General features: G+C 62.5%; 19 protein-coding genes and 1 tRNA gene. 8 read left to right on the plus strand and 12 right to left on the minus strand.

Annotated elements, in window-relative coordinates; all coding sequences use genetic code 11:
• Positions 1 to 16: 16 nt before the first annotated feature.
• From dapE to rpmH, 10 genes are all read right to left on the minus strand, one after another.
• Entirely contained in the window at positions 17 to 1,171 is a 1,155-nt protein-coding gene (gene dapE, locus BLR13_RS20600) for a succinyl-diaminopimelate desuccinylase (RefSeq protein ID WP_074820102.1), read from the minus strand.
• 109 nt (positions 1,172 to 1,280) lie between these two features.
• The gene (dapD, locus tag BLR13_RS20605; RefSeq protein ID WP_074820100.1) at positions 1,281 to 2,126 is read right to left on the minus strand and encodes a 2,3,4,5-tetrahydropyridine-2,6-dicarboxylate N-succinyltransferase; all 846 of its coding nucleotides are present in this window, start codon (positions 2,124 to 2,126) and stop codon (positions 1,281 to 1,283) included.
• Positions 2,127 to 2,372: 246 nt separating this feature from the next.
• Positions 2,373 to 3,059 (minus strand): pyrimidine 5'-nucleotidase, encoded by a 687-nt coding sequence (locus tag BLR13_RS20610; RefSeq protein WP_074820098.1) that lies wholly within the window; start codon positions 3,057 to 3,059, stop codon positions 2,373 to 2,375.
• Between the two features lie 177 nt (positions 3,060 to 3,236).
• Positions 3,237 to 4,223 (minus strand): DUF1036 domain-containing protein, encoded by a 987-nt coding sequence (locus BLR13_RS20615; RefSeq protein WP_074831290.1) that lies wholly within the window; start codon positions 4,221 to 4,223, stop codon positions 3,237 to 3,239.
• A gap of 77 nt (positions 4,224 to 4,300) precedes the next feature.
• A complete protein-coding gene (argB, locus tag BLR13_RS20620) occupies positions 4,301 to 5,197 on the minus strand; it encodes an acetylglutamate kinase (protein WP_074820095.1) in 897 nt (298 codons plus the stop codon).
• Positions 5,198 to 5,364: 167 nt separating this feature from the next.
• Positions 5,365 to 5,736 carry a DUF423 domain-containing protein gene (locus BLR13_RS20625; RefSeq protein ID WP_074820093.1) on the minus strand — a complete coding sequence of 124 codons (372 nt, stop codon included), beginning with the start codon at positions 5,734 to 5,736 and terminating at the stop codon, positions 5,365 to 5,367.
• Positions 5,736 to 6,386 carry a ribosome biogenesis GTP-binding protein YihA/YsxC gene (gene yihA, locus BLR13_RS20630; protein ID WP_074820092.1) on the minus strand — a complete coding sequence of 217 codons (651 nt, stop codon included), beginning with the start codon at positions 6,384 to 6,386 and terminating at the stop codon, positions 5,736 to 5,738. Before yihA ends, BLR13_RS20625 begins: the two co-directional genes overlap by 1 nt.
• 147 nt (positions 6,387 to 6,533) lie before the next feature.
• Positions 6,534 to 8,381, minus strand: a complete 1,848-nt coding sequence (yidC, locus tag BLR13_RS20635) for a membrane protein insertase YidC (RefSeq protein ID WP_074820090.1) — start codon at positions 8,379 to 8,381, stop codon at positions 6,534 to 6,536.
• 19 nt (positions 8,382 to 8,400) lie between these two features.
• Positions 8,401 to 8,763 (minus strand): ribonuclease P protein component, encoded by a 363-nt coding sequence (rnpA, locus tag BLR13_RS20640; protein WP_074820088.1) that lies wholly within the window; start codon positions 8,761 to 8,763, stop codon positions 8,401 to 8,403.
• 24 nt (positions 8,764 to 8,787) lie between these two features.
• Positions 8,788 to 8,922, minus strand: a complete 135-nt coding sequence (gene rpmH / locus BLR13_RS20645; protein ID WP_006609582.1) for a 50S ribosomal protein L34 — start codon at positions 8,920 to 8,922, stop codon at positions 8,788 to 8,790.
• A gap of 453 nt (positions 8,923 to 9,375) precedes the next feature.
• Here rpmH and BLR13_RS20650 point away from each other — a divergent pair, with 453 nt between their 5' ends.
• The 8 genes from BLR13_RS20650 (at position 9,376) to BLR13_RS20685 (ending at position 18,729) form a co-directional block, all read left to right on the plus strand.
• Positions 9,376 to 10,827: a sensor histidine kinase gene (locus tag BLR13_RS20650; RefSeq protein WP_091977566.1), complete on the plus strand. Its 1,452-nt coding sequence runs from the start codon at positions 9,376 to 9,378 to the stop codon at positions 10,825 to 10,827.
• 311 nt (positions 10,828 to 11,138) lie between these two features.
• Positions 11,139 to 11,215: transfer RNA gene (locus tag BLR13_RS20655), tRNA-Arg, on the plus strand.
• Positions 11,216 to 11,521: 306 nt separating this feature from the next.
• Entirely contained in the window at positions 11,522 to 13,492 is a 1,971-nt protein-coding gene (locus tag BLR13_RS20660) for an AMP-binding protein (protein WP_074831287.1), read from the plus strand.
• Positions 13,489 to 14,274, plus strand: a complete 786-nt coding sequence (locus BLR13_RS20665; protein WP_074820085.1) for an ABC transporter ATP-binding protein — start codon at positions 13,489 to 13,491, stop codon at positions 14,272 to 14,274. The genes BLR13_RS20660 and BLR13_RS20665 overlap by 4 nt, the downstream gene beginning before the upstream one ends.
• Positions 14,275 to 14,329: 55 nt before the next feature.
• Positions 14,330 to 15,214, plus strand: coding sequence for a branched-chain amino acid ABC transporter permease (locus BLR13_RS20670; protein ID WP_197679578.1), 885 nt, complete (start codon positions 14,330 to 14,332; stop codon positions 15,212 to 15,214).
• A 16-nt stretch (positions 15,215 to 15,230) separates the two neighbouring features.
• On the plus strand, positions 15,231 to 16,358 hold the full coding sequence (locus BLR13_RS20675; RefSeq protein ID WP_074820084.1) for a branched-chain amino acid ABC transporter permease: 1,128 nt from the start codon (positions 15,231 to 15,233) through the stop codon (positions 16,356 to 16,358).
• A complete protein-coding gene (locus BLR13_RS20680; RefSeq protein WP_244524910.1) occupies positions 16,294 to 17,811 on the plus strand; it encodes an ABC transporter substrate-binding protein in 1,518 nt (505 codons plus the stop codon). The genes BLR13_RS20675 and BLR13_RS20680 overlap by 65 nt, the downstream gene beginning before the upstream one ends.
• Positions 17,812 to 17,931: 120 nt before the next feature.
• Complete coding sequence (locus tag BLR13_RS20685) at positions 17,932 to 18,729, plus strand: ABC transporter ATP-binding protein (RefSeq protein ID WP_074820081.1); 798 nt, start codon at positions 17,932 to 17,934, stop codon at positions 18,727 to 18,729.
• A gap of 155 nt (positions 18,730 to 18,884) precedes the next feature.
• On the opposite strand, the gene BLR13_RS20690 is transcribed toward BLR13_RS20685, so the two are convergent.
• Positions 18,885 to 19,205, minus strand: a complete 321-nt coding sequence (locus BLR13_RS20690; RefSeq protein ID WP_074820079.1) for a hypothetical protein — start codon at positions 19,203 to 19,205, stop codon at positions 18,885 to 18,887.
• A 76-nt stretch (positions 19,206 to 19,281) separates the two neighbouring features.
• On the minus strand, positions 19,282 to 24,114 hold the full coding sequence (locus tag BLR13_RS20695; RefSeq protein WP_074820077.1) for an NAD-glutamate dehydrogenase: 4,833 nt from the start codon (positions 24,112 to 24,114) through the stop codon (positions 19,282 to 19,284).
• Between the last annotated feature and the right edge of the window lie 21 nt (positions 24,115 to 24,135).

A 24,135-nucleotide genomic window follows, 5' to 3' on the forward strand; every position in this document is an offset into this window, starting at 1 on the left:
CGCGGACGATGACAGCTCAACCGAAATACCGATCCAGCACGCCGCGATAGATCCTCGTCAGCTTTTCCAGATCCGACACCGGTGTGCGCTCGTCGACCTGGTGCATGGTCTGACCGACCAGGCCGAATTCGATCACCGGGCAATAGCTCGCGATGAAGCGTGCATCCGAGGTACCGCCGGATGTCGAGAGTTCCGGCTTGCGGCCGGTGACCTCTTCAATCGCGCTGACCGCGAGATCGGTGAAGGCGCCGGGCTTGGTGACGAACACGTTGGAGTTGGAATACTCCCACTTGATGTGGGCGCGGATGCGGTTGCCGCAGGCCTTTTTCAGGCGCGCCTCGACCAGCGCGCGCAGGCTGTCCTGGGTGTGGTTGTCGTTGAAGCGGATGTTGAACTTCGCGCGGGCCTGCGCCGGGATCACATTGCCAGCGGTGTTGCCGACGTCCACCGAGGTGAATTCGAGGTTCGAGGCCTGGAACTGGGCGCTGCCGTGATCGAGCGGCTCGTCGGAGATCGCCACGATCAGCCGCGAAATATCCGGCACCGGGTTGGCCGCGCGATGCGGATAGGCGACGTGGCCCTGCACGCCGTCGACATAAAGCGTGCCGGACAGCGAGCCGCGGCGGCCGATCTTGATGCAGTCGCCGAGCACCTCGACGTTGCTGGGCTCGCCGAGCACGCAGTGGTCGAATTTCTCGCCGCGCTCGGCCACCCACTTCAACAGCTTGACGGTGCCGTTGACCGAGATGGCTTCCTCGTCGCCGGTGATCAGAAACGAAATCGAACCTTTTGGTTTGCCGCCGTTGTCGGCGAGATATTGCAGCACCGCGGCGACGCTGCAGGCGATGCCGCCCTTCATGTCGACGGCGCCACGGCCGTAGAGAAAGCCGTCCTTGACCTCGCCGGAGAACGCGCCATGGCTCCACGCCGCTTCGTCGCCGACGGGCACCACGTCGGTGTGGCCGGCAAAGGTGATGTGCGGCGCCGAGTTGCCGAGGCGGGCATAGAGGTTGTCGACGTCCTCGGTGCCGGGCTCGCTGAAGGTGACGCGGTGCAGCTCGAAGCCGGCGGCCTTCAGGAGGTTTTCAAGGACACCCAGCGCACCGGCATCGGCGGGGGTAACGGACGGGCAGCGGACGAGGTCGCGCGTGATGGAAACAGCATCATTCATAGCCCGGCTTAACACGCCAAACCGGCGGCGGGCCAGCCTTGTGCGGCACCATTTCGATCTCGCTTTGCTGGTCCCGAACCGGTTTTCGGCCGCCTAAAAAGCCGCAATTCTAATCGCGGAGCAGTTCGTTAATGCTGGTCTTGGCGCGGGTCCGCTCGTCGACGCGCTTGACGATGACGGCGCAGGCGGTGGCAGGGCCGGGCTGGCCGTTCTTCAGCGGACGCGCCGGCAGCACGCCGGGCACCACCACGGCATATTCAGGCACTTCGCCGATGAAGGTTTCGCCGGTGTCGCGGTCCACGATCTTGGTGGAGGCGCCGAGGAACACGCCCATCGCCAGCACCGCGCCCTTGCGCACGATCACGCCTTCGGCGACTTCCGAGCGTGCGCCGATAAAGCAGTCGTCCTCGATGATCACGGGCTCGGCCTGCAGCGGCTCGAGCACGCCGCCGATGCCGACGCCGCCGGAAATGTGCACGCGCTTGCCGATCTGCGCGCAGGAGCCGACCGTCGACCAGGTGTCGATCATGGTGCTCTCATCGACATAGGCGCCGAGATTGACGAAGGACGGCATCAGCACGACGTTCTTGGCGATGAAGGCCGAGCGGCGCACGATCGCGCCGGGCACGGCGCGAAAGCCGGCATCGCGAAAACGGTTCTCGCCCCAGCCCTCGAACTTCGAGGGCACCTTGTCCCACCACGACGCCTTGCCGGGGCCGCCGGGAATCGGGCTCATGTCGTTGAGGCGGAACGACAGCAGCACCGCCTTCTTCAGCCACTGATTGACCTTCCACTTGCCGTTGGCCTCGCGCTCGGCGACGCGCACCTCGCCCTTGTCGAGCAGTTCGAGCGAATGATCCACGGCGTCGCGAACTTCACCCTTGGTCGCGGTCGAAATGCCGTCGCGGGCATCGAACGCAGTGTTGACGGTGGATTCAAGCGCGGACAGGGACATCGGGATTTCCTTAGGAGCGGGATGTTAGGGCGGCAATTTGAGAGGCTTTTTCGGGATTTGGAGAGGGAGAGTCAAGCACTCCCGTCGTCCCGGACAAGCGAAGCGCGATCTCAGATGTGCAATTGCACATCGGGGGACCCATAACCACAAATCTCGGTTGTTGCACCCCGCTGTGGCTCCAGCTTCGTACAAGTCTGACAGTTGGGGTTATGGGTCCCGGCGTTCGCCGGGACGACGTGGAGAGAGTTAAGCGAGACGCTGCAAAAACCCGGTCAGATCGTCCGTGACATGATCGACGTAATCCGCATCCCGGCCCTCCAGTTCCCAGTCCTCGCGCACCACTTCCTTGGCGCCGTCGGGCACCACCAGCACCGTGGTCATGCCGAGTTCATGCGGCACCACGAGGTTGCGGGCGAGGTCTTCGAACATCGCCGATCTGGTCGGGTCGACGCCGTGGACGCGCAGAAACTTCTGGTAGGTCTGCGGCGCCGGCTTCGGCTCCAGTTCGGCGGCGATGATGTCGAACACCGCTTCGAAATGCTCTCCGATGCCCAGACGATCGAGAACGGCGCCGGCATGATCGGTCGAGCCGTTGGTCAGGATCAGCTTGCGTCCCGGGAGTCTGGCGATCGCCGCTCCCATCGCCGGGTTCGGCTCCAGCGGCGAGTGATCGATCTTGTGCACATAAGCGAGGTAGTCGTCGGCGCGCACGCCATGCACGGTCATCATGCCGCGCATGCTGGTGCCGTAACGCTTGTAATAGTCCTTCTGGATCACGCGGGCCTCGTCCGCGGAGATTTTCAGGTAAGCGCTGATGAACTCGCCGATCCGGGCATCGACCTGCTGCCAGAGATTGACGTGGTGCGGATACAGCGTGTTGTCGAGATCGAACACCCAGGTGTCGATATGGCCGAAGGCGCGCGATGATTTCATAGCTCTCTCAATCCGTCGTCCCCGCGAACGCGGGGACCCATACGCCGTGCAGGGAATTATTGAGCGCAGTGCCAATTGCATTTGGCTGCGGCTGGCATAACGCCCCAAACATTGTCCTGTGGTTATGGGTCCCCGCGTTCGCGGGGACGACGATGGAGGGGCGTGCGAGTTGTATCATCACGGCAGCGCAAACCGCAGCGTCTTGCCGCCGCCTGACATGTCGACAGGCGCGAAGCCGATCGGGGTGAGGCCGCGGCTGCGGCAGTCGCTTTGCTCGGCAAATTCGAACTTGCTGTCGCGGGTGCAGAGCTCTTTTCCGCCGCCCCAGTTCAACGGCCTGTCCTTGATCCTGATGGTGCGGTTCTCGCTGTCGACCGCTTCGGCAAAGCTGAACACCTGCTTGGGCTGGCCGGTGACGTCGGGGTGCAGGCACTTGCCGGGATCGATGCGATACCAGCCGCGGCTGGTGATGGCCTTGCCGTCGTCGGTCGCGACCGCGGCCATGATCTTGTGCGGCGTGTCGTTGCACCAGGTCAGTCCGGTGGAAGAAGGTGTCTGTACCGCGTCGATCATGGCGGTGAAGAAATTCGGCGACTGCACGATGTCGGGGCTAAGCCCGCGGCTCTTCAGGAAGGCGCTGAGTGCGGCCTGCGTCTTCGGCCCGTCGACGCCGTCGATCGGGGCGGCGTCGTAGCCCGCGATCACCAGGAGGCGCTGGATGCCGGCCAGCCGCGCCTGCTCGTCGTCATATTCGGAGTCTTCGGCAAGATACGCGACCATATGGCCGTCGTCGGTCGAGGTCGGCGTGATCTGGGTGAATGGCGCCGGCGTCTGCCCGGCGCGGCACTGGCGGGCCGCGGCGATGACGAAATTCTCCGGCGCGATGCACAGCGTGTCGCCGCCGTTCTGCGGGATCGGCGAGGCGCCGTAGACGCCGAGCGCGCGGGCGTTCAGCAGGATCCGGTCGGCGGTCAGCGATCCCTGCAGCACCACGCGGCAGGCGGCGGGGTCGATGCGAAACCAGCCGCGGGTCGCGGTGGCCGATTTGTCGTCGATGCCGATCGCGGCCTCGACCACATAGCTCATGCGGTTGCAGAGTTTGAGATCGGCAAAGGCCGGTGCTGCCGAGACGAACAGCGAGATCGCCGCCGCCGGCAGCGCCAGGATCGTGCGCCTCCCATACCGCCGCATTCTTGCGCTGAGGCGGCGCGTTTGCATCGCAGGCGTGGGGATCGCGCGGGTCACTTGTGGATCAGCGTGCCGGTGCCTTGATTGGTGAACAATTCGAGCAAGACCGCGTGCTGCGTCTTGCCGTCGATGATGACGACGCCCTGCACGCCCTGTTCCAGCGCGTAGATGCAGGTTTCGACCTTCGGGATCATGCCGCCGGAAATGGTGCCGTCGGCGATCAGCTTGCGCGCCTCCTTGACCGACAATTCCGGAATCAGCTTTTTCGACTTGTCGAGCACGCCGGGAACGTCGGTGAGAAGCAGCAGCCGCTTGGCCTTGAGCGCGCCCGCCACCGCACCCGCAAAGGTGTCGGCGTTGACGTTCAGCGTCTGGCCCTCGTGCGAGGTCGCCAGCGGCGCCAGCACCGGAATCAGCTCGTGGCCGATCAACTGGTTGAGCAGCGTCAGATCGACCTTGTCGGGATCGCCGACGAAGCCGAGATCGATCGCCTTTTCGATATTGGAATCCGGGTCGACCATGGTGCGCGTCGTCTTCGACGCCTTCACCATGTTGCCGTCCTTGCCCGAGAGACCGACGGCCTTGCCGCCGGCTTCGTTGATGTAGCCGACCAGCTGCTTGTTGACGGAGCCGGCCAGCACCATCTCGACGATCTCGATGGTGGCGGCGTCGGTGATGCGGAGCCCGGCGGCGAATTCGGAGTGGATCCCGAGCCGCTTCAGCATGGTCGCGATCTGCGGGCCGCCGCCATGCACCACCACCGGATTGATCGCGGTCTGCTCCAGCAGCACGATGTCGCGGGCAAATGCTTTCGCGGTTTCTTCCGCGCCCATGGCATGGCCGCCATACTTGATGACGATGGTCTCCTCGTCATATTCCTGCATGTGCGGCAGCGCTTCCGACAGGATGCGGGCCTGATCGAGGGGGCTGATATTCGGCACGTCGGTCATGAAGCGGCTCTCGTCATTCCGGATGTCGGGCGGGGTTCTATCTGATTGCCGGGCAGGGCGCAAAGTGCTCTTGCCTTCTCCCACCCCAACTCGGGTTTACCCGAGTTGGGCATATTAATATGTCGAAGTCGGATAAATCCGACTTCGATGGGAGAAGGTGGAAGGTTTCAACCCTGCCTGGGCCATGCGGCAGCGACGCCCAGCGCGAGCCAGCTTGCGATCAGCAGCGTGCCGCCGGTTGGCGCTGCCATCGGGAACAGGCCGTGGCCGGCATATTGGCGCAAGGTCAGGTCGCCCGCGAACAGGCTGGCCGCAATGACGAAGCCGATGGCCGACGCGATGCCGAGCCGGGCATGGAGGAGGCCGCGGTCGGCCAGGGCGACGGCACCGAGCACGGCTGACGCGTGAAACAGCAGCATGGAGGACGCCGATGCCAGCCGCGATGCTTCGGCGCCATGCGCGGCCGCGGCGGCCAGGATGACGCCGTCGGCGCCCATGATGGCGGCGAGAACGATCAGGATACGCGAGAGGCGGGACATCAGCTTCGCTCGCCCAGCAGGCGCACCATCGCGGCGCGCAGTTCGGGCATGCCGGTGCCGTTCTTCGACGACGTCACCAATACTTCCGGAAATGCGGCGGGATGCTTGGCAAGCGCGGCCGTGGTTTCCTCGATATGCTTCTGCAGCTCGGCCGGCTTCACCTGGTCGGCCTTGGTCATCACCACCTGATAGCTGACCGCCGACTTATCCAGCGTCTTCAACACGTCCTGGTCGACGTCCTTGATGCCGTGGCGGGCGTCGATCAGCACATAGACCCGCGCCAGCGTGGCGCGTCCGAGCAAAAATTGATGGATCAGCTTGGTCCAGGACGCGACCTTGGTTTTCGGCGCCGAGGCGTAGCCGTAGCCGGGCATGTCGACCAGCCGCAGGCCGGCGTTATCAGGGCCTTCGAAGAAGATCAGTTCCTGGGTGCGGCCCGGCGTATGCGAGGTGCGCGCCAGCGCGCTGCGGCCGGTCAGCGCATTGATGAGGCTGGACTTGCCGACATTGGAGCGGCCGGCAAACGCCACTTCCACGCTGGCCATCGGCGGCAGCGTCTCGATCGAGGGCGAGGCCCAGACGAACTGCCATTCGCCGGCGAACAGTTTTCGCCCCTGCTCGATCAGCTTCGCATCGGTTTCAGCGTTCATGCGAAGGGGTTTCCGTTGTTCGTCATGGCCGGGCTTGTCCCGGCCATCCACGTCTTTTGTCATCAACACCGTAAAGACGTGGATGCCCGGGACACGCCCGGGCATGACGTCTTGGATAACAGTTTGACTGTCACCTGCGTGGGGTGATCACGTCTTCTCGATCGCCTTCTTGGCGAAGGTCGACTTGATATTGTCGAATAACTCCACCTTCACGCCGTTCTTGCGCATGATGAAGCTCTGCTGGAGCACCGACAGCGTGTTGTTCCAGGCCCAGTAGATCACGAGACCTGCGGGGAAGCCTGCCAGCATGAAGGTGAAGATCAGCGGCATCCAGGCGAAGATCATCTGCTGGGTCGGATCCGGCGGCGTCGGGTTCAGCTTCATCTGGAACCACATCGTGATGCCCATGATGATCGGCCAGATGCCGAGCGCGAGGTAGTGCCCGAACAGCGGCAGTTGCGTCGGGTCGTAATGGAACAGGCCGAACAAAGTGAACAGGTTGGTCGGATCGGGCGCCGAGAGATCCTTGATCCAGCCGTAGAACGGCGCGTGGCGCATTTCGATGGTGACGAACAGCACCTTGTAGAGCGAGAAGAACACCGGGATCTGCAAGGCGACGGGAAGACAACCGGCGATCGGGTTGATCTTCTCCTTCTTGTAGATCTCCATCATCTCCTGCTGCTGCTTCTGCCGATCGTCCGGATAGCGCTCCTTCAGCGCGGCGAGCTGCGGCTGCACCGACTTCATCTTCGCCATCGAGGCGTAGGACTTGTTGGCGAGCGGGAAGAACAACAGCTTCACCAGCACGGTCACCAGCAGAATGGCGATGCCGAAATTGCCGACCAGGCGATAGAAGAAGTCGAGCGCCAGGAACATCGGCTTGGTGATGAAGTAGAACCAGCCCCAGTCGATCAACAGATCGAAATGGTTCAGGCCGAGTTCCTTGTTGTAGCCGCCGAGGCCGGCGAACGGGAAGTTGATGCCGACGACGCTGGCTTCCTTGGCGCCGGCGAACAGCCGCGCGTTGGCGCTGGCGGTGCCGCCGATCGCGATCGTCTGCGGGTCCTGCAGATAATCGGTCTGGTAGGTCCTGACCGTGCCGACGAGGTTGGAAGAAAAGCGCGCCTGCAGCTTGGCGGTGGTGTCCGGCAACAGCGCCGACGCCCAGTATTTGTCGGTCATGCCGAGCCACGCGTCGGTGACGTTGAAGCCGACCGACTTGGCGTCGTCGATTTTCTTGTAGCCGTATTCCTGCAGGCCCTGTTCGCCAAGATAGCCGATCAGGCCTTCATGCAGGATGTAGTAGCCCGAGACCTGCGGGGTGCCGTGGCGCGAGATCAGCGCGAACGGATAGAGCGTGACCGGCGCGTTGCCGACATTGCTCACTTCGTCCTTCAGGGTGAACAGATAGCGGTCGTCGATCGCAATGATGCGGCGGAAGGTGAGGCCGTCGCCATTGTCGTATTTCAGCGTGACCGGATGGCCCGGCGACAGGCTGCCGATGCCTTCCTGCTGCCAGACCGTGTTCTGGTCGGGAATCCGCGCGGTCGAGCCCGACGCCGGGACCCAGCCGAACTCGGCGTAATAGGGGCTTGCGGTGTTCGACGGGGAGTACAGCACGATCGGCGGCGAGGTCGGATCGACGGTATCGCGGAACTTGACCAGCGAGAGGTCGTCGATGCGCGCGCCCTTCAGCGAGATGCTGCCGATCAGGCTCGGGGTCTCGATCTTGACGCGCGGGCTGGCGGCAATCGCGGCATCGCGGCTGACGACGGCGGCTGCCGCCGGGGCGTTGGCCGGCGCATTGGCGGACGGTGTCGCGCCAGGGGTGGTCGAGCCGGGCGCGGTCTGCGGCGTCGGCTTGGCCAGTTCGGCCTGCGTCTGGGTCTGCACGCGCTGCTTTTCCATCTGCGGCACGTTGTAGAAATACTGCCAGGCGATCAGCACGATGCCGGACAGAATGACGGCCAGGATGGTGTTGCGATTGTCGGTCATCGTTTCAAGGTCTCGTCATTCAATTCGGTTTACGGCTGCCATCGCCGGTTCGCGATGGTTGCCGGTCGAGCCGGTGCATTGCCGAGCGAAGATCGTCGAGCATGGTTTCGAAATCGCGGCTGAGTGCGGCACGCCGCCCGACTAGCACATAATCATGGTGCGGTCGCATCGATATGACGTCCAACCGCTTCACCAGTTCGCGAAGCCTGCGCCGGATGCGATTGCGCTCGGGCGCGTTGCCGTTCTTCTTGGTGACGGTGAAACCGATCCGGACCGGGCCGTCATCGTCGCGCGAGCGGCCTTGCAACACGAAAGCCGCAGCGTTGGCCCGCGCGCCATTGGCAACGGCGAGGAAGTCCGCCCGCTGCCTAAGCCGATCCATATTGTAATCTCCGGAAGATCCGGTTCAGGCGCTCAGGCGCTTGCGGCCACGCGCACGACGTGCGGCGAGAACCTTGCGGCCGCCGGTCGTGGCGAGACGGGCGCGGAAGCCGTGACGGCGCTTGCGCACCAGTTTGCTGGGTTGATAAGTCCGCTTCACGGGTAGTTCTCCGCTGACCGGGCAATGTGCCTGTTGAATTGAGATTAAGTCCGGTGATGCTGGCCGGCCCGAAACGAGGCCATTACGGCCCCAAATGAGCCGCCCCCGGAGAACCGGGCCATCGCGGACAGTTGGCGCGGCTTATACGGGAGCGACCTGTTTTCGTCAACGCTTCGCAGCGCCGCAACCGGGGTTCTTTGAAATGGCGCAATTGGGGCGAATATATCTGTTTTCGCGGGGTTTTTAACGGTGAGACGGCGGTCCGCGCCCGGCTCCCGGAACCCGCCAACATGAGCGATCGGTAATTTGACCGGTCGGGAATATGAAACGATCCTCGGAATCAGGTAGTTCGGGGTCGAGATCGGTTTGGGCCTGGTTTTTGGGTCCGGCCGGACCCAAAGCAGGGTTATCAAAGGCAAATATCAGGTGTCAGCGACCGACGACCAGCCGACCATGGAAGCGCCTCGGCCCAAGCCGCGGCGGCGCCTCGGGCTGTCCGGCAAGCTGTTGCTGCTCACCATTCCCCTCGTCATGATCGCCGGCCTGATGATCTACGTACCCGCGATCGCGAATTTTCGGATGAACCGGCTGAACGACCGGCTGGCCGCAGCCAATACCGCGGCCCTGGTGCTGGATGCCGCGCCGCTGGGCATGGTTCCGGACTCGCTGGCGCGGCAGATCCTGACCAGCGTCGGAGCCCGCGCGGTCGCCATCAAGATGGGTCAGCAGCGGCGCCTGCTCGCCAGCGCCGACCTGCCGGACGCGATCGACCATGACATCGACATGCGGACCATGACCGCGTGGTCCGCGATCGTCGATACCTTCGAGACCATGCTGGAGCGCGGTAACCAGACCATCCGCGTGGTCGGACCGGCACCCGGCGGCGCGCAATTCATCGAGGTCGTGATCGATGAGCTGCCGCTGCGGCAGGCGATGTACCGGTTTTCCCGCAATCTCTTGGTCGTGTCGCTCGGAATCGCGATGCTGACCGCCGGCCTCGTCTACCTCGCTCTGCATTACCTGTTCGTGCGGCCGATGCGGCGGCTGACGGCAAGCCTCGTCGGCTTCCACGAAAACCCGGAAAGTTCGGCGCGAATCATCGTGCCGAGCCAGCGCGGCGACGAGATCGGCGTTGCCGAGCGCGAATTGTCCGACATGCAGCGCGACCTGGTTTCGATGCTGCATCAGAAGAGTAGGCTCGCTGCGCTTGGCCTGGCCGTCTCCAAGATCAACCATGACCTGCGCAACCTGCTGGCGTCGTCGCAACTGTTGTCGGACCAGCTGTCAAGCGTGCCGGATCCGCGGGTGCAGCGCTTTGCGCCGAAACTGATGCGCTCGCTGGAACGTGCCATCGATTTTTGCCAGTCGACGCTGTCTTATGGCCGCGCGCAGGAAGCCGCTCCCGACCGCCGCATGATCCTGGTCGAACCTGTGGTGGCCGAGGTGCGCGAATCCGCCGGCCTTGCCGCCGACGCGTCGGTCGGCTGGATCAGCGCGATCGAGCGCGGGCTCGCCATCGACGCCGATCCGGACCAGTTGTTTCGCGTGCTGCTCAACCTGGTGCGCAACGCCGCCCAGGCGCTGGAAAGCCGCCCCAAGGGGGATGCGGCGACGATGCAGATCCGCATCACCGGCCGCCGCGAAGGCTCGGTCGCGATCATCGAGGTTTCCGACACCGGCCCCGGCGTGCCGGGGCGCGCCCGCGAGCATCTATTCGAGGCGTTCCAGAGTTCCGGCCGCCCCGGCGGCAGCGGGCTTGGGCTGGCGATTGCCGCCGAACTGGTCCGCGCCCATGGCGGCGACATCCACCTGGTCGAAGGCACCATCGGCGCCACCTTCCGGGTCTCGATTCCGGACCGTCCGGTGGAACTGCAGAGCGTCCGCAACGAGCGGGCGCGGGCGTAAACCGCGCCATCCCGTCATTCCCCGGCGCGCAATTGCGCACCTGAGGGCATCGCGAAGCGATGAACCCGGAATCTCGCGCGATTACCTCTGGATTCCCCGATGTGCAGGGCACATCTGAGGTTCGATGCTGCGCATCGCCCTCATCTGCGCAAATGCGCACCGGGGAATGACACCCTTAATTATGCGCCCCGACCGGCCTTTCCCCCGCTTGCCAATCAGGGCCGGAGCGGGTAGCTAAGGCGCTCTTCGCGAGATTTCCGAGCTTTATCGGATGCATCCGGGCCTTGCGCCCAAATGCCTTAGCGAAAAACGCGCCCGTAGCTCAGCTGGATAGAGCACTAGACTACGAATCTAGGGGTCAGGAGTTCGAATCTCTTCGGGCGCGCCATTTTCACACCATTCGGAATAAATCTGCGAACACGATCGTTCATGTCCGCATGTTTCTGCAATCAAATGCGAAGCGGACACTGCGTGCAGTCCGCCCGCTATTTCGCACTTTAGACCCGTCGTGAGGCTACTTTCTCATTAATACCCAATCGGCCGCGTCCGGGTCTGCCAAACTGGGCTTTGTAGGACTTTCGATCCCTTGTATTGTGAAGAGAAGCATGCGGAACTGGCATGGCCGCTGCCAGAAGGGCGCTGGTCACCATAAGCAGGCGCGAACCAACGCGCCGGTTTTTCGGTGGAGACCGACATGGCCGTTGGCGGATCGTTTGACACGTTCCCCAAGTTGCTGCTGCGAAATGCCGCGCAGTTTAGCAGCCGTCCGGCGTTTCGGCATAAGGATCTTGGCATCTGGCAGACGTGGACCTGGACCCAGGTCGCCGAGATCGTGCGGGCTTATGCCGCGGGCTTGCAGCGACTTGGATTGCAGCCAGGAGACACGATCGCCATCGTCGGTTCCAACCGGCCGAAGCTCTACTGGACCGTGATGGCAGCGCAGACGCTGCGCGCGATTCCGGTTCCGGTCTATTCGGATGCGGTGGCTGACGAGCTTGCCTATGTCCTCGCTCACGCCGACGTGAAGTTTGTCGCCGCGCAAGATCAGGAGCAGGTCGACAAGGTTTTGTCCGTATCGGACCGGGTGCCGCATCTCCACACGATTGTTTATGACGAGGCGCGTGGACTCCGTGACTACGATCACAGCCGATTGACCGCAATCCACGATGTCATCGAAGACGGCCGCGCCGCGCTTGCGGCCAACGCTGCGCTTGGCGGGAAGATCGATGAATTCATCCGGCAGGGTGAAGGTTCTGACATCTCGATCATCCTCTACACCTCGGGAACAACCGGCGCGTCGAAGGGCGTCATGCTGTCGGCGCGAGGCTGCATCGACGCTGCGACGGATACTGTCAGATTCGATCGATTGACCGACAACGAAGTGGCGCTCGCCTACCTGCCGCTCGCCTGGGCGGGCGATCATTACCTCAACTATGCACAGGGCCTTGCCGCTGGATTCTGCATGGCGTGTCCCGAGAGCGGTGAGACGATCGAGCAGGATTTGCGCGAGATCGGACCAACCTTCTATTTCGCTCCGCCGCGCGTTTTCGAAAACATGCTGACGCGGGTGATGATCCGCATGGAGGACGCTGCGCCAATCAAGCGGCGAATGTTCGACTACTTCCTTGGCATTGCGCGACGGTATGGCGAGTCGATTTTGACCGGAAAGCCGGTGCCGCTGTCAGGCCGGCTGCTCTATGCGCTCGGGCGCTTGATGCTCTACGAGCCCCTTAAAAACGTCCTTGGCCTGTCTCGCGTACGCGTTGCCTATACTGCAGGTGAGGCCATCGGTCCGGATCTTTTCGCGTTTTACCGCTCGATCGGATTGAACCTGAAGCAACTTTACGGTCAGACCGAAGCCTTCCTCTACGTCACCTGTCAGCCTGACGGGGAGATCTACTCCGATACAGTTGGGCCGGCGGCGCCTAACGTCGACATCCGCATTGCGGAATCAGGTGAAGTGCAATTCCGCTCACCCGGCATGTTTGTCCGATATTTCAAGGATCAGGCGAAGACTGCGGAGACCCTGACGCCTGACGGTTACGTCAAGACCGGCGATGCCGGTTTCTTCGACGAGAAGACGGGCCATCTGAAGATCATCGATCGCGCAAAGGATGTCGGCCGGCTGGCCGACGGCACGATATTTGCGCCGAAGTATCTTGAGAACAAATTGAAGTTCTTTCCCAACATCAAGGAAGCGGTCGCGTTCGGCGACACCAGGGAGTTCGTTTGCGCCTTTCTCAATATCGACCCGGCCGCTGTGGCGAACTGGGCCGAACGTAACAACATCGCCTACGGTTCCTACCAGGAGCTGGCGGGGCATCCGCTGGTCTATGACATGGTGGCGAAAGATGTTGCCAAGGTGAACCGCTCCCTCGCGGAGGAAAAGGTGATGGCTGGCGCGCAGATTCGCCGCTTTCTCATTTTGCATAAGGAACTCGACGCAGACGATGGCGAATTGACCCGCACGCAGAAAGTTCGCCGCGGGTTCGTCGCCGAGCGCTATGCGCCACTGGTCACGGCGCTCTACAACGGTTCGCATGAAGCCGACATTTCCACCGAAGTCACTTTTGAGGATGGCCGCAAGGGCGTGATCGCGGCGCGGGTCAAGATCCGCGACTTGCAAACAGCTGGTTCGACGGAATCCCTGGGGAAGGCCGCATGAGGGCGCCGGACACAAACGAAATCCTGCTTCAGGTCAAGGGCGTATCGCTGGCGTTTGGCGGCGTGAAAGCGCTGACGGACGTTTCGTTCGACATCAGGAAGGGCGAAATTCGCGCCATCATCGGACCGAACGGCGCCGGCAAAACCTCTATGCTCAACGTCATCAATGGCTTCTATCATCCGAATCATGGTGCCATCACCTTCAAGGGACGGACCCGCGCCCGGATGGAGCCTTTCGAGGCGTCCCGTGGCGGTATTGCGCGCACCTTTCAGAACGTCGCGCTGTTCAAGGGAATGAGCGCGCTCGACAATATTATGGCTGGCCGCACATTGAAGATGCGCCGGGGCCTTCTGTGGCAGATGCTGCGTTACGGCCCTGCGCTGGCAGAGGAGATCGAGCATCGGCACCGGGTCGAGGAGATCATCGATTTTCTGGAAATTGAGGCGATCCGCAAGGTGCCGGTTGCGCGTTTGTCATACGGCCTGCAGAAGCGCGTCGAACTCGGTCGCGCCCTTGCGATGGAGCCCGATCTTCTTCTCCTCGACGAGCCGATGGCAGGCATGAACCTCGAAGAGAAGGAGGACATGTCACGGTTCATCGTCGACATAAACGACCATTACGGCACGACCATCGCGCTGATCGAGCACGACATGGCTGTGGTGATGGATCTCTCCCATCGCGTGGTGGTGCTCGATCATGGCGTGAAGATCGCTGACGGCACGCCGGATGAGGTCAAGAAGAATCAGGCTGTCATCGACGCCTATCTCGGCGTCGCGCATTAAGGAGCATTGCGTGATCGCGTTGGGTCAATTTCTCGAAGTGCTGATCGGCGGATTGATGTCCGGCGTGCTGTATTCGCTGGTCGCGCTTGGCTTCGTGCTGATCTTCAAAGCATCCGGTGTCTTCAATTTTGCCCAGGGTGCAATGGTATTGCTCGCAGGGCTTGCGCTGGTTCGCTCGCTCGACCTCCTGGTGGCCAAGGGCTTCCCGCTTTGGGCTGCGATCATCTTCGGCATCGGCTTCGCTGTCGTGATCATGGCGATAACGGCCTGGCTGATCGAGCGGTTCGTGATCGGACCCCTTGTCAACCAGGACGGCCTCACGCTGTTCATGTCCACGATCGGCGTGACATTCATCCTCGAGGGTGCGGCGCAGATGATCTTCGGTTCCGATGCTTACCCGTTGCGGCTGTTCCCGACGGACGCCTGGTTCCTGTTCGAAAGTCACTTTCCGGGTGGAATTCTGGTCAACAAGCTGGATGTCTGGGGCGGCATTATCGCCGGCATTCTGGTCGCCGGCCTCGCGATCTTCTTCCAGGGTACCAAGACCGGTCGCGCACTCCGGGCTGTTGCCGACGACCACTTGGCCGCGCAGTCGGTCGGGATTCCAATCAGCTGGATCTGGTTCGTGGTCTGGCTTGTTGCCGGTCTCGTTGCGCTGGTTGCGGCGACTGTGTGGGGCACCAAGCTGGGCGTACAGTTCTCCATCACTTTTCTCGCGTTGAAGGCCTTGCCGGTTCTGATCATTGGGGGCTTTACCTCCGTTCCAGGAGCCATCGTCGGCGGGCTCATTGTGGGTGCGGGCGAGAAGATCGCCGAGGTGTTCTTGGGGCCGTATATGGGTGGCGGTATCGAATATTGGTTCGCCTATGTGCTGGCGTTGGCGGTGCTGCTCGTGCGGCCGCAGGGTCTGTTCGGCGAGAGGATCATCGAACGTATCTAAAGACGAGGAGTGAGTTGTGCTTTATCGCGAGGCTGGCCAATTCAAGACGACCTACGCGGAGGATATGGCGATCTTCCCGATCCGTCAGGACCGCATGGCGCTCGCCGTCTTGCTCGGTGTCGCCTTCATTGGGGTGCCGCTGCTGGCAACTTTCCACATTTGGCCGTTCGGCAGCGACTATCTGCTGCGCGCCATTCTGCTGCCCTTCCTGATCCTCGCACTCGCCGCTATCGGCGTAAACATTCTCGTCGGTTATTGCGGCCAGATCTCGCTCGGCAGCGGCGCGTTCATGGCCATCGGCGCCTACTCTGCCTACAAGTTTGGGACCGGCGTTCATATTCCGCTCGCCTGGCTCGACTTCGCGATTTCGATCCCGCCGTTGCCCGTGCTGCTATCCATTTTGCTCGGCGGGCTCACGGCGGCGGCTGCCGGAATCCTCTTCGGTGTTCCCAGTCTACGGATCAAGGGCCTCTATCTGGCGGTTGCAACGCTCGCAGCGCAGTTTTTCTTCGACTGGGTGTTCCTGCGGGTGCCGTGGTTCACCAATTACGCACCGTCAGGGTCGGTCAATGCACCGACGCTGAATTTCTTCGGTCTGGTCCTGGACACGCCGATCGAGCGCTATCTGCTCTGCCTGACCTTCGCAACGGTGTTCGCGGTTCTGGCGAAGAACCTTGTTCGCGGCAATCTCGGTAGGCAATGGATGGCGATCCGCGACATGGACATCGCCGCCGAGTTGATCGGTATCCGGCCGCTCAACGCAAAGCTCACGGCTTTCGCGGTCTCTTCATTTATCATCGGCGTGGCGGGCGCACTCTGGGCGTTCGTCTATCTGGGCTCGTGGGAGCCGCTCGCGTTCTCGATCGACCGCTCACTGCAGCTTCTGTTTATGGTGATCATCGGCGGGCTGGGATCGATCATGGGTTCGTTCGTAGGTGCGGCCTTTATCCTCATTCTGCCGATCATGCTGAACCTGATTCCAACCCAGCTCGGCGTGCCGCTGTCGACGGAAACGATCACTCACCTGGAGTTCATCATCTTCGGATCGTTGATCTGCTATCTTCTCATCAAGGAGCCACATGGGTTTGCCCGGCTCATATCGCTTGGCAAGGAGAAGCTCAGACTTTGGCCGTTTCCCTACTGAAGGGGCGGTCAATGCGAAGGAAGCCGGAGATCGCAACGCGGAGCGGCGGTCGTTGGCAGAAGGAGCAAGGAAGCCCGCAAAACAAAACAAGACCCGTTACCGCAAAACCGGGCTGAACGAGGAGGACGTCGATATGGTACGCAACAAACTGATACTGGCGGCAGCCATACTATCGGGCGCGGCGCTTGCCGCTCCGGCTGCGGCGCAGAACGAGCAGTTCATCCCGATACTGTCCTACCGGACCGGCGCGTACGCCGTGAATGGCGTACCGTACGCAAACGGCGTGGCCGACTATTACAACCTGATCAACGAGCGCGACGGCGGCATCAACGGAGTCAAGCTTCTGGTCGAGGAGTGCGAGACCGCCTACGCCACCGACAAGGGCGTTGAGTGTTACGAGCGTCTCAAAGGCAAAGGCCCGACCGGCGCGGCCTTCTTCAATCCGCTGTCGACCGGCATTACATTCGCCCTTACCGAAAAGACCACGACTGACAAGATCCCGATTATCACGATGGGCTATGGCCGCGCCGATTCCAAGAACGGGGCCGTGTTCGCCTACAATTTCCCGCTGCTCGGCACGTACTGGTCCGCGGCCGATATCGCGATCCAGCACATCGCCAAGGAGGTCGGCGGCTTCGACAAGCTGAAAGGCAAGAAGATTTCGTTTGTCTATCACGACAGCCCGTACGGCAAAGAGTCGATTCCTGCGCTGCAAGTGCTGGCACAGAAGCACGGCTTTGAGTTTACGCCGATCCCGGTCACGCACCCCGGTGTCGAACAGAAGTCGCAATGGCTGGCGATCCGCCAGAACCGGCCGGACTATGTTTTACTCTGGGGCTGGGGCGTCATGAACGGCACGGCAATCAAGGAAGCGGCGGCTGTAGCCTATCCGCGCGACAGGATGATCGGTGTCTGGTGGTCGGGCGCAGAGCCGGATGTAACGCCCGCAGGCGATCAAGCCGCAGGCTACAAGGCGCTGATGCTTCAGCATGGCGCCGGCAAGTTCCCCGTGCACGCCGACGTGGAGAAGTACGTCTATGCAAAGGGCAAAGGTTTGTCGGAGCCGGGCAAGGTCGGCGAAATTCTCTACAACCGCGGTTTGGTGAATGCCATGCTCGGCGTGGAGGCGATCCGCAAGGCGCAGGAAAAGTTCGGCAAGAAGCCGCTCACCGGCGAGCAGGTCCGTTGGGGTCTGGAGAACCTCAACCTCTCCGAGGCGCGTCTCAAGGAACTCGGCTTCGAGGGCATGTTGAAACCGATCAAGATTTCCTGCTCCGACCACGAGGGCGCGCGTGTGGGGCGGGTACAGCAGTGGGACGGCAAGGGCTGGAAAGTCATCTCCGACTGGTACACGGCCAACCAATCCATCACCGAACCACTGGTCGACGATGTTTCCGCGAAGTATGCCGCGGAGAAGAAGATTCAGCCGCGCGACTGCTCGAAAGAAAGCTGAACGCATCTCGGCGGTCCGGGAGGAGCGTTCACCTCCTCCCGGATATCCTGAAAGCCGCAACCGTTTGGAGAGAGCTGCGTGTCAATCCCTAAGGCCGCCACGGCGACAGAAACGACAGCGATGTTTCTGTCGGTCAACAATATCGAGGTTGTCTACAGTCACGTCATCCTCGTGTTGAAGGGTGTATCGCTGGATGTGCCGCGGGGCGGAATTATCGCGGTTCTCGGCGCCAATGGTGCGGGCAAGACAACGACGCTGAAGGCGGTCTCCAATCTGCTGCATGCAGAGCGTGGCGAGGTCACCAAGGGCTCGATCCTGTTCGACGGCGTTGAAGTGCAGTCCCTGTCACCAAACGATCTGGTGCGGCGCGGCTGCATTCAGGTGATGGAGGGGCGGCGCTGCTTCGCTCACCTTACTGTCGAAGAGAACATCCTGACCGGCGCCTTCACGCGCAGGGACGGCAAGGCGGCGATCGCGCAGGATCTGGAGCGAGTCTACGCCTATTTCCCTCGTCTCAGGGAGCGGCGTGCTTCGACCGCCGGCTATACGTCGGGCGGCGAACAGCAGATGTGCGTGATCGGCCGTGCCTTAATGTCGCGCCCGAAGATGATCCTGCTCGACGAGCCTTCGATGGGGCTCGCGCCGCAGATTGTCGAAGAGATCTTCGAGATCGTGAAGGATCTCAACCTCAAGGAAGGTGTCTCGTTTCTTCTCGCCGAGCAGAACACCAATATGGCGCTCAAATACGCGAGCCACGGATATATCCTCGAAAATGGCCGCGTGGTGATGGACGGCGAGGCGCGGGCGCTCGCCGAAAATGAGGACGTCAAGGAATTCTACCTTGGTGTCGCCGGCGAAAAGCGAAAATCATTCCGCGATGTGAAGCACTACAAGCGGCGCAAACGTTGGCTCGTTTAGGCGATGACGCTGAGTGATCGTTCCCCCTCCTTCGAAATTATATCGTTATTTCAATGACATACGAGTTCATTGTTTTATTCTGAATGGCGCGCCATTTCCGCTTCGCTTGCGATGCCGCCAAATCAATCGTCGCAATTGCTGGCGCCCCCCGTGGCTTACCGGATCCTTGCCACAACGTCGGGCCGGTTCTTCTCGAGCCAGGCCACGGCGTCGGGTCCATCGACGACGCACTCGAAGGTTTCCCAGGTTGGGTCCTCTAGGGATTCCGGTTGCAGTCGCTTCGCCGCATACTCAACGAGGTCGTGCAGGCGTTCGTATCCTCGTCGGCGCTCAAGGGAATCTGCAATCGCCGTGCTGGCCCATCCTCGTTGGGCTAAATCGATAATGCTGGGAGCGTCAGCCTCGCTGAACCATGGTGTGGCATCGAACTCGATGCAGCGGACATTATCGGCGGTATGGCAAGTAGCGTGGATCATTGGATTCCTCCGTTCGCGGGCTAACAGCCTGCGCTAGCATTGCCCTTTAGAGTTTCACATCGCTGCCTCGCACGCCTCAGGCTTTGACCAAGTCCCCCAGCAGGTTCGCCGCCACCGTCAGCTTGGCGAGCGTCAGGCCGCTGGCAGCTATCTCCTCGACCGAGCGGCGGATGCGCGTCGCCTCGGGGTGAGCCGCGAGCCAGGTCTCGACAGCATGCTGGCCGGACTGGCCGGTTGCCAGCATATCCGCGGCCAGTCTTCTTTCGGCGCCAGCGATCTGCTCAACTGCGCGATCGATCGCCATACGTTCGAAATAATCGTTTGCCGGCACGCTGCGCGCGGCGGCGACGATCCGGTCGAGACGGAAATTCGCCTCGACGGCGAAGAAGGTCGCGGCGGCGTCACCGATGGGGCGGCTGGTGCGCTCCGCAACCGTCACGATATCGGGTGCCGAGACCAGAGCGTCGAGATCGGCCAGTTCGCCGGCGAGGCCTGCCGGGATACCGGCATCGGTCAGGTTCTGCCGACGCTTGGCACGTGCCGCCTGCAGGTCCGGCGGCAGGGCGGTGTCGAGCCCGGCGACGATCTCGCGGATAGCCGGGCCGAAGCGCGCGACGACGGCCTCCAGCCCGTCCTTGAAATCGACATTGCGCACGTACCAGACCATGCGGGAGAGCAGGAGGTCCTGGACAGAAGCGTAGAGGGACAGCTGCACCTGCCCGTCGATGCAGGTATCGAGTGCATCGATCACGTCATTGAGCCACTTCAGTCCGTAGCATTCATCGACCGCCACGTAGGCCATAACAATGGTTGGGATATCGGCGTCCGTCTCGTCGATCAGGCGCACGACACAGGCCGGGCCGCCGCGGTTGATCACCGCATTGGCGAGGCTGGTCGCAATGATCTCCCGCCGAAGGCGATGGAATTCGACCGCTGTCGGGAATTTGTCCTGAACCTCGCGCGGAAAATACTGAGATAGTTCTCGGGCAAGATAGGGATCATCGGGCACGCTGGTGACGAGCAGGTCATCGTAAAGTGTCAGCTTGGCGTAGGCGAGCAGCACGGCGAGTTCGGGCCGCGCGAGGGACTGGCCGCGCCGTGTGCGCTCGGTGAGCGCTGCGTCGTCGGGCAAGAACTCCACCGCGCGGCTGAGCAAGCCGCGCTGCTCGAGCGACTGCATCAGGCGCGTGAGGAAGCCGGTCTCGGCCACGCCCTTGCGTTCGGCGAGCGAGAGTGCCAGCGACTGCAGATAGTTGTTGCGCAGCACGAGCGTGCCGACCTCGTCAGTCATCGCGGCAAGCAGGCTGTTGCGGTCAGCGGGGCTGAGGCGTCCCTCGCGCTCGAGGCGCGCCAGCGCGATCTTGATATTGACCTCGACGTCGGACGTGTTCACGCCGGCCGAATTGTCGATGGCGTCGGTGTTGAGCTTGACGCCCTTCTGCGCCGCTTCGATGCGGCCGCGCTGGGTGACGCCGAGATTGGCGCCTTCGCCGATCACCCGGGTGCGCACGTCGCTGCCCGTGATGCGGATCGGATCGTTGGCGCGGTCGCCGACCTGATCGTCGCTTTCCCCGGCGGAGCGGACATAGGTGCCGATGCCGCCAAACCACAAGAGATCCGCGCGCGCCTTCAGGATCGCCGTCATCACCTCGAAAGGCGTGGCTTGCGGCTTGTCGAGATCGAGCAGGGTGCGCACCTCCGGAGCGAGCGGGATCGCCTTGAGCTGGCGCGAGAACACGCCGCCGCCCGGCGAGATCAGCGACTTGCTGTAGTCCTGCCAGCTCGATCGCGGCAGGTCGAACAGGCGCTTGCGCTCGGCGAGGCTGATCGAAGGATCAGGCGAGGGATCGATGAAGATGTCGCGGTGATCGAAAGCCGCCACAAGCTTTGTCGCTGGCGAGAGCAGCATGCCATTGCCGAAAACGTCGCCGGACATGTCGCCCACGCCGACCGCGGTGAACGGCATGGTCTGAATGTCGGTGCCGAGCTCGCGGAAGTGGCGCTTGACCGCCTCCCAGGCGCCGCGTGCCGTGATCCCCATCTTCTTGTGGTCGTAGCCCTGGCTGCCGCCGGATGCGAAGGCATCGCCGAGCCAATGGTTCTTCTCGGCCGAGATTGCGTTGGCAAGGTCGGAGAAGGTGGCGGTGCCCTTGTCGGCGGCGACGACGAGGTAGGGGTCATCGCCGTCATGGCGCACGGTGGATTCGGGTGGCACGACGATGTCGCCGTCGAGATTGTCGGTGAGTTCCAGCAGTGAGCGAACGAAGATGCGATAGGCTTCGGTGCCTTCCGCGAGCCAGGCGTCGCGATTGGAAAGCGGCGGCAGTCGCTTGGGCACGAAGCCGCCCTTGGCGCCGACCGGCACGATCACGGCGTTCTTGACCTGCTGCGCTTTCACCAGGCCAAGGATCTCGGTGCGGAAATCCTGCGGCCGGTCGGACCAGCGCAAGCCACCGCGCGCAACCTTCCCGAAGCGTAGGTGAATACCTTCGACACGGGGTGAATAGACGAAGATCTCGTAGAGAGGTCGTGGGGCCGGCAGGTCGTCGATCCGACGCGCGTCGAACTTGAAGGAGATCACCGGACGCGGATGTCCATCCTCGCCGATCTGCCACAGATTGGTGCGAATCGTCGCCTGCACCAGGTTGGTGAAACGGCGCAGGATGCGGTCTTCATCCAGCGAGGCGACGGATTTGAGCTGCTCCTCGACCTCGGCAAGCAGGGCCGTTTCGCGTGCCGAGCGCTCGGCATCCGTGGAGGCGAGGCGTGGATCGAGGCGGGTCTGGAACAGCGCGACGAGGCTGGCCGTGATAGCGGCGTTCTTGCGCAAGGTCTCCCACATATAATCCTGGGTGAACGGCGCGCGGATCTGGTGCAGGTAGCGGGACAGCGCCCGGATGGTCGAGACTTCCCGCCAGCCCAGGGTGGTGCGCAGGATCAGGCCGTTGTATCCATCGGATTCGGCGCGATCGCGGACCACCGCCATGATCGAGGCTTCAAGGCGATGGCTGAATTCCGGGCTGATCGTGATCGGCTGGCCGTCGCTGGTCTCGATCGTCATCTCGTGGAGCCAAACCGGCGGAGGCGCCGGCGTGGCGCGCGGCGCGATCTGATAGGTGCGTTCGTTGACCACGCGCAGGCCGTGATTTTCGATCACGGGCACGCGGTAGGACAGCGACAGGGGCGCGCCGCGCGAGAACACCTTCAGTCCAAAGCGCTTGGGATCGGCCTCGCTTTCGTCACGGTGAACCGAAATCGCCACGGGGCGGGTTGGCGTGAGTTTTTCGGTGGTGGCGATATCGGTGATCGCCTGTTCCGCGCCGAACACCTCGGTATAGCCGCCGCTGAAGGCCTGGGCATATCGGTTGGCGAGCATGCGCGCCCGCATGCCATCGGTCGAGACAGTGAGCGCGGCCTTCAGCTTGTCGGCCCAGGTCGCGGCAATGGCGCTGATCCCGGCTTCGAGCGTGGAGCGTTCGACGACGGGAGTTTTGCCTTCATAGCGCCCGATGATGTAGTGGACGCGCACAAGCGCCCCTTCAGGGAATGAAACGTAGGAGGCCGACAGCGTCCCCTTGTAGATCTGCGAGAGGAAGGCGCCGACGCGCATGCGAACGTCGGTGTCGTATTTCTCGCGCGGAATGAAGGTGAGGATGGAGGCGAAGCGATCGAACTTGTCCACCCGCACCAGCGCTCGGACGCGCGGACGCTCGTAGAGGATCAGTACCTCCATGACGAAATTGTAGAGCGTATCGACGTCGACCTGGAACAGTTCATCACGCGGATATTCTTCGAGAATATGCATAAGCGCCTTGCCCGAATGGCTGTTCGGGTCGAAGCCGGCGCGTTGCAGCACCCGCGTCACCTTGTGGCGGACATAAGGGATCTGCCGTGCGGAGCGGGTATAGGCGCCCGAGGTGAACAGGCCGACGACCCGCAATTCGCCCTCTAGCCGGCCGTCGGGCGCATAGAGCTTGATGCCGACATAGTCCATGCGAATGCGACGATGAACGCGGCTGGAGACGTTGGCCTTGATGACGATGAGCAGGGTGGGTTCGTGCATGAACTCGCGTATTTCCGACGTCATCACCACCATTTCGCTACCGCGGCGCAGGACCTTCGCATCCGGATCGCGGAGGATTCCGAGGCCTTCACCGGTCGTGATGTCGTCGGACGCATCGCTGTCGGGCGAGAAGCGATATTCGCGCACCCCCAGGAAGGTGAAATTGTCCGCGCAGAGCCATTGCAGGAACTGGTTGGCTTCGGCGACCTCATCGATCGGCAGCGGCGGCGGATTGGAAGAGAAAGTCTTGATCGCGTCCTCGACGCGGTCACGCATGGCGCGCCAGTCGGTGACGCAGGCGCGGACGTCGTTCAACGTCCTGGTGAGGCCATCGATCAGCTTCTGGCGATCGGCATCGGCGTCCAGGCGGGTGATGTGGAGATGAATCAGGCTTTCCCGCGTGCCCTTTGCTCCCTCCGGCAGTGCTTCGCCGTGGAAGCGCAGGAGCTTGCCTTGGTCATCGCGCTCCACCGCGAGGATCGGGTGAGCGACGAGGGTGACTTCGATGCCCTGCTCGGCCAGCTCCGCCATTGTGGAATCGAACAGGAAGGGCATGTTGTCGTTGAGAATCTCGAGCACGGAAATCTCACGCCCGTCCGGCATCATCGGATTGACGACGCGGATATCGGCGCTGCCGGCCGTGCGTTGCTGCACGTGCTCCCAGGCCTGTTCCGCCAGGAAGGCCAGCGACGAGGCATCGTGATTGGCGAGGTCCTCGACATTGGTGTAGCCGAACAGAAGTTCGGCAAAGGTCCGGGGAGCCTTGCCCGGCTGCACGCTTCCCGCCGCATCGCGGATCAGGGTTGAACGGGCTTTATCGTCACGCCAAGCCATAATGTCCTCCATTTGCCGCGCCGTCCGACCGCA

The organism is Bradyrhizobium ottawaense, from assembly GCF_900099825.1.
GTDB classification, from domain to species: Bacteria; Pseudomonadota; Alphaproteobacteria; order Rhizobiales; family Xanthobacteraceae; genus Bradyrhizobium; species Bradyrhizobium ottawaense_A.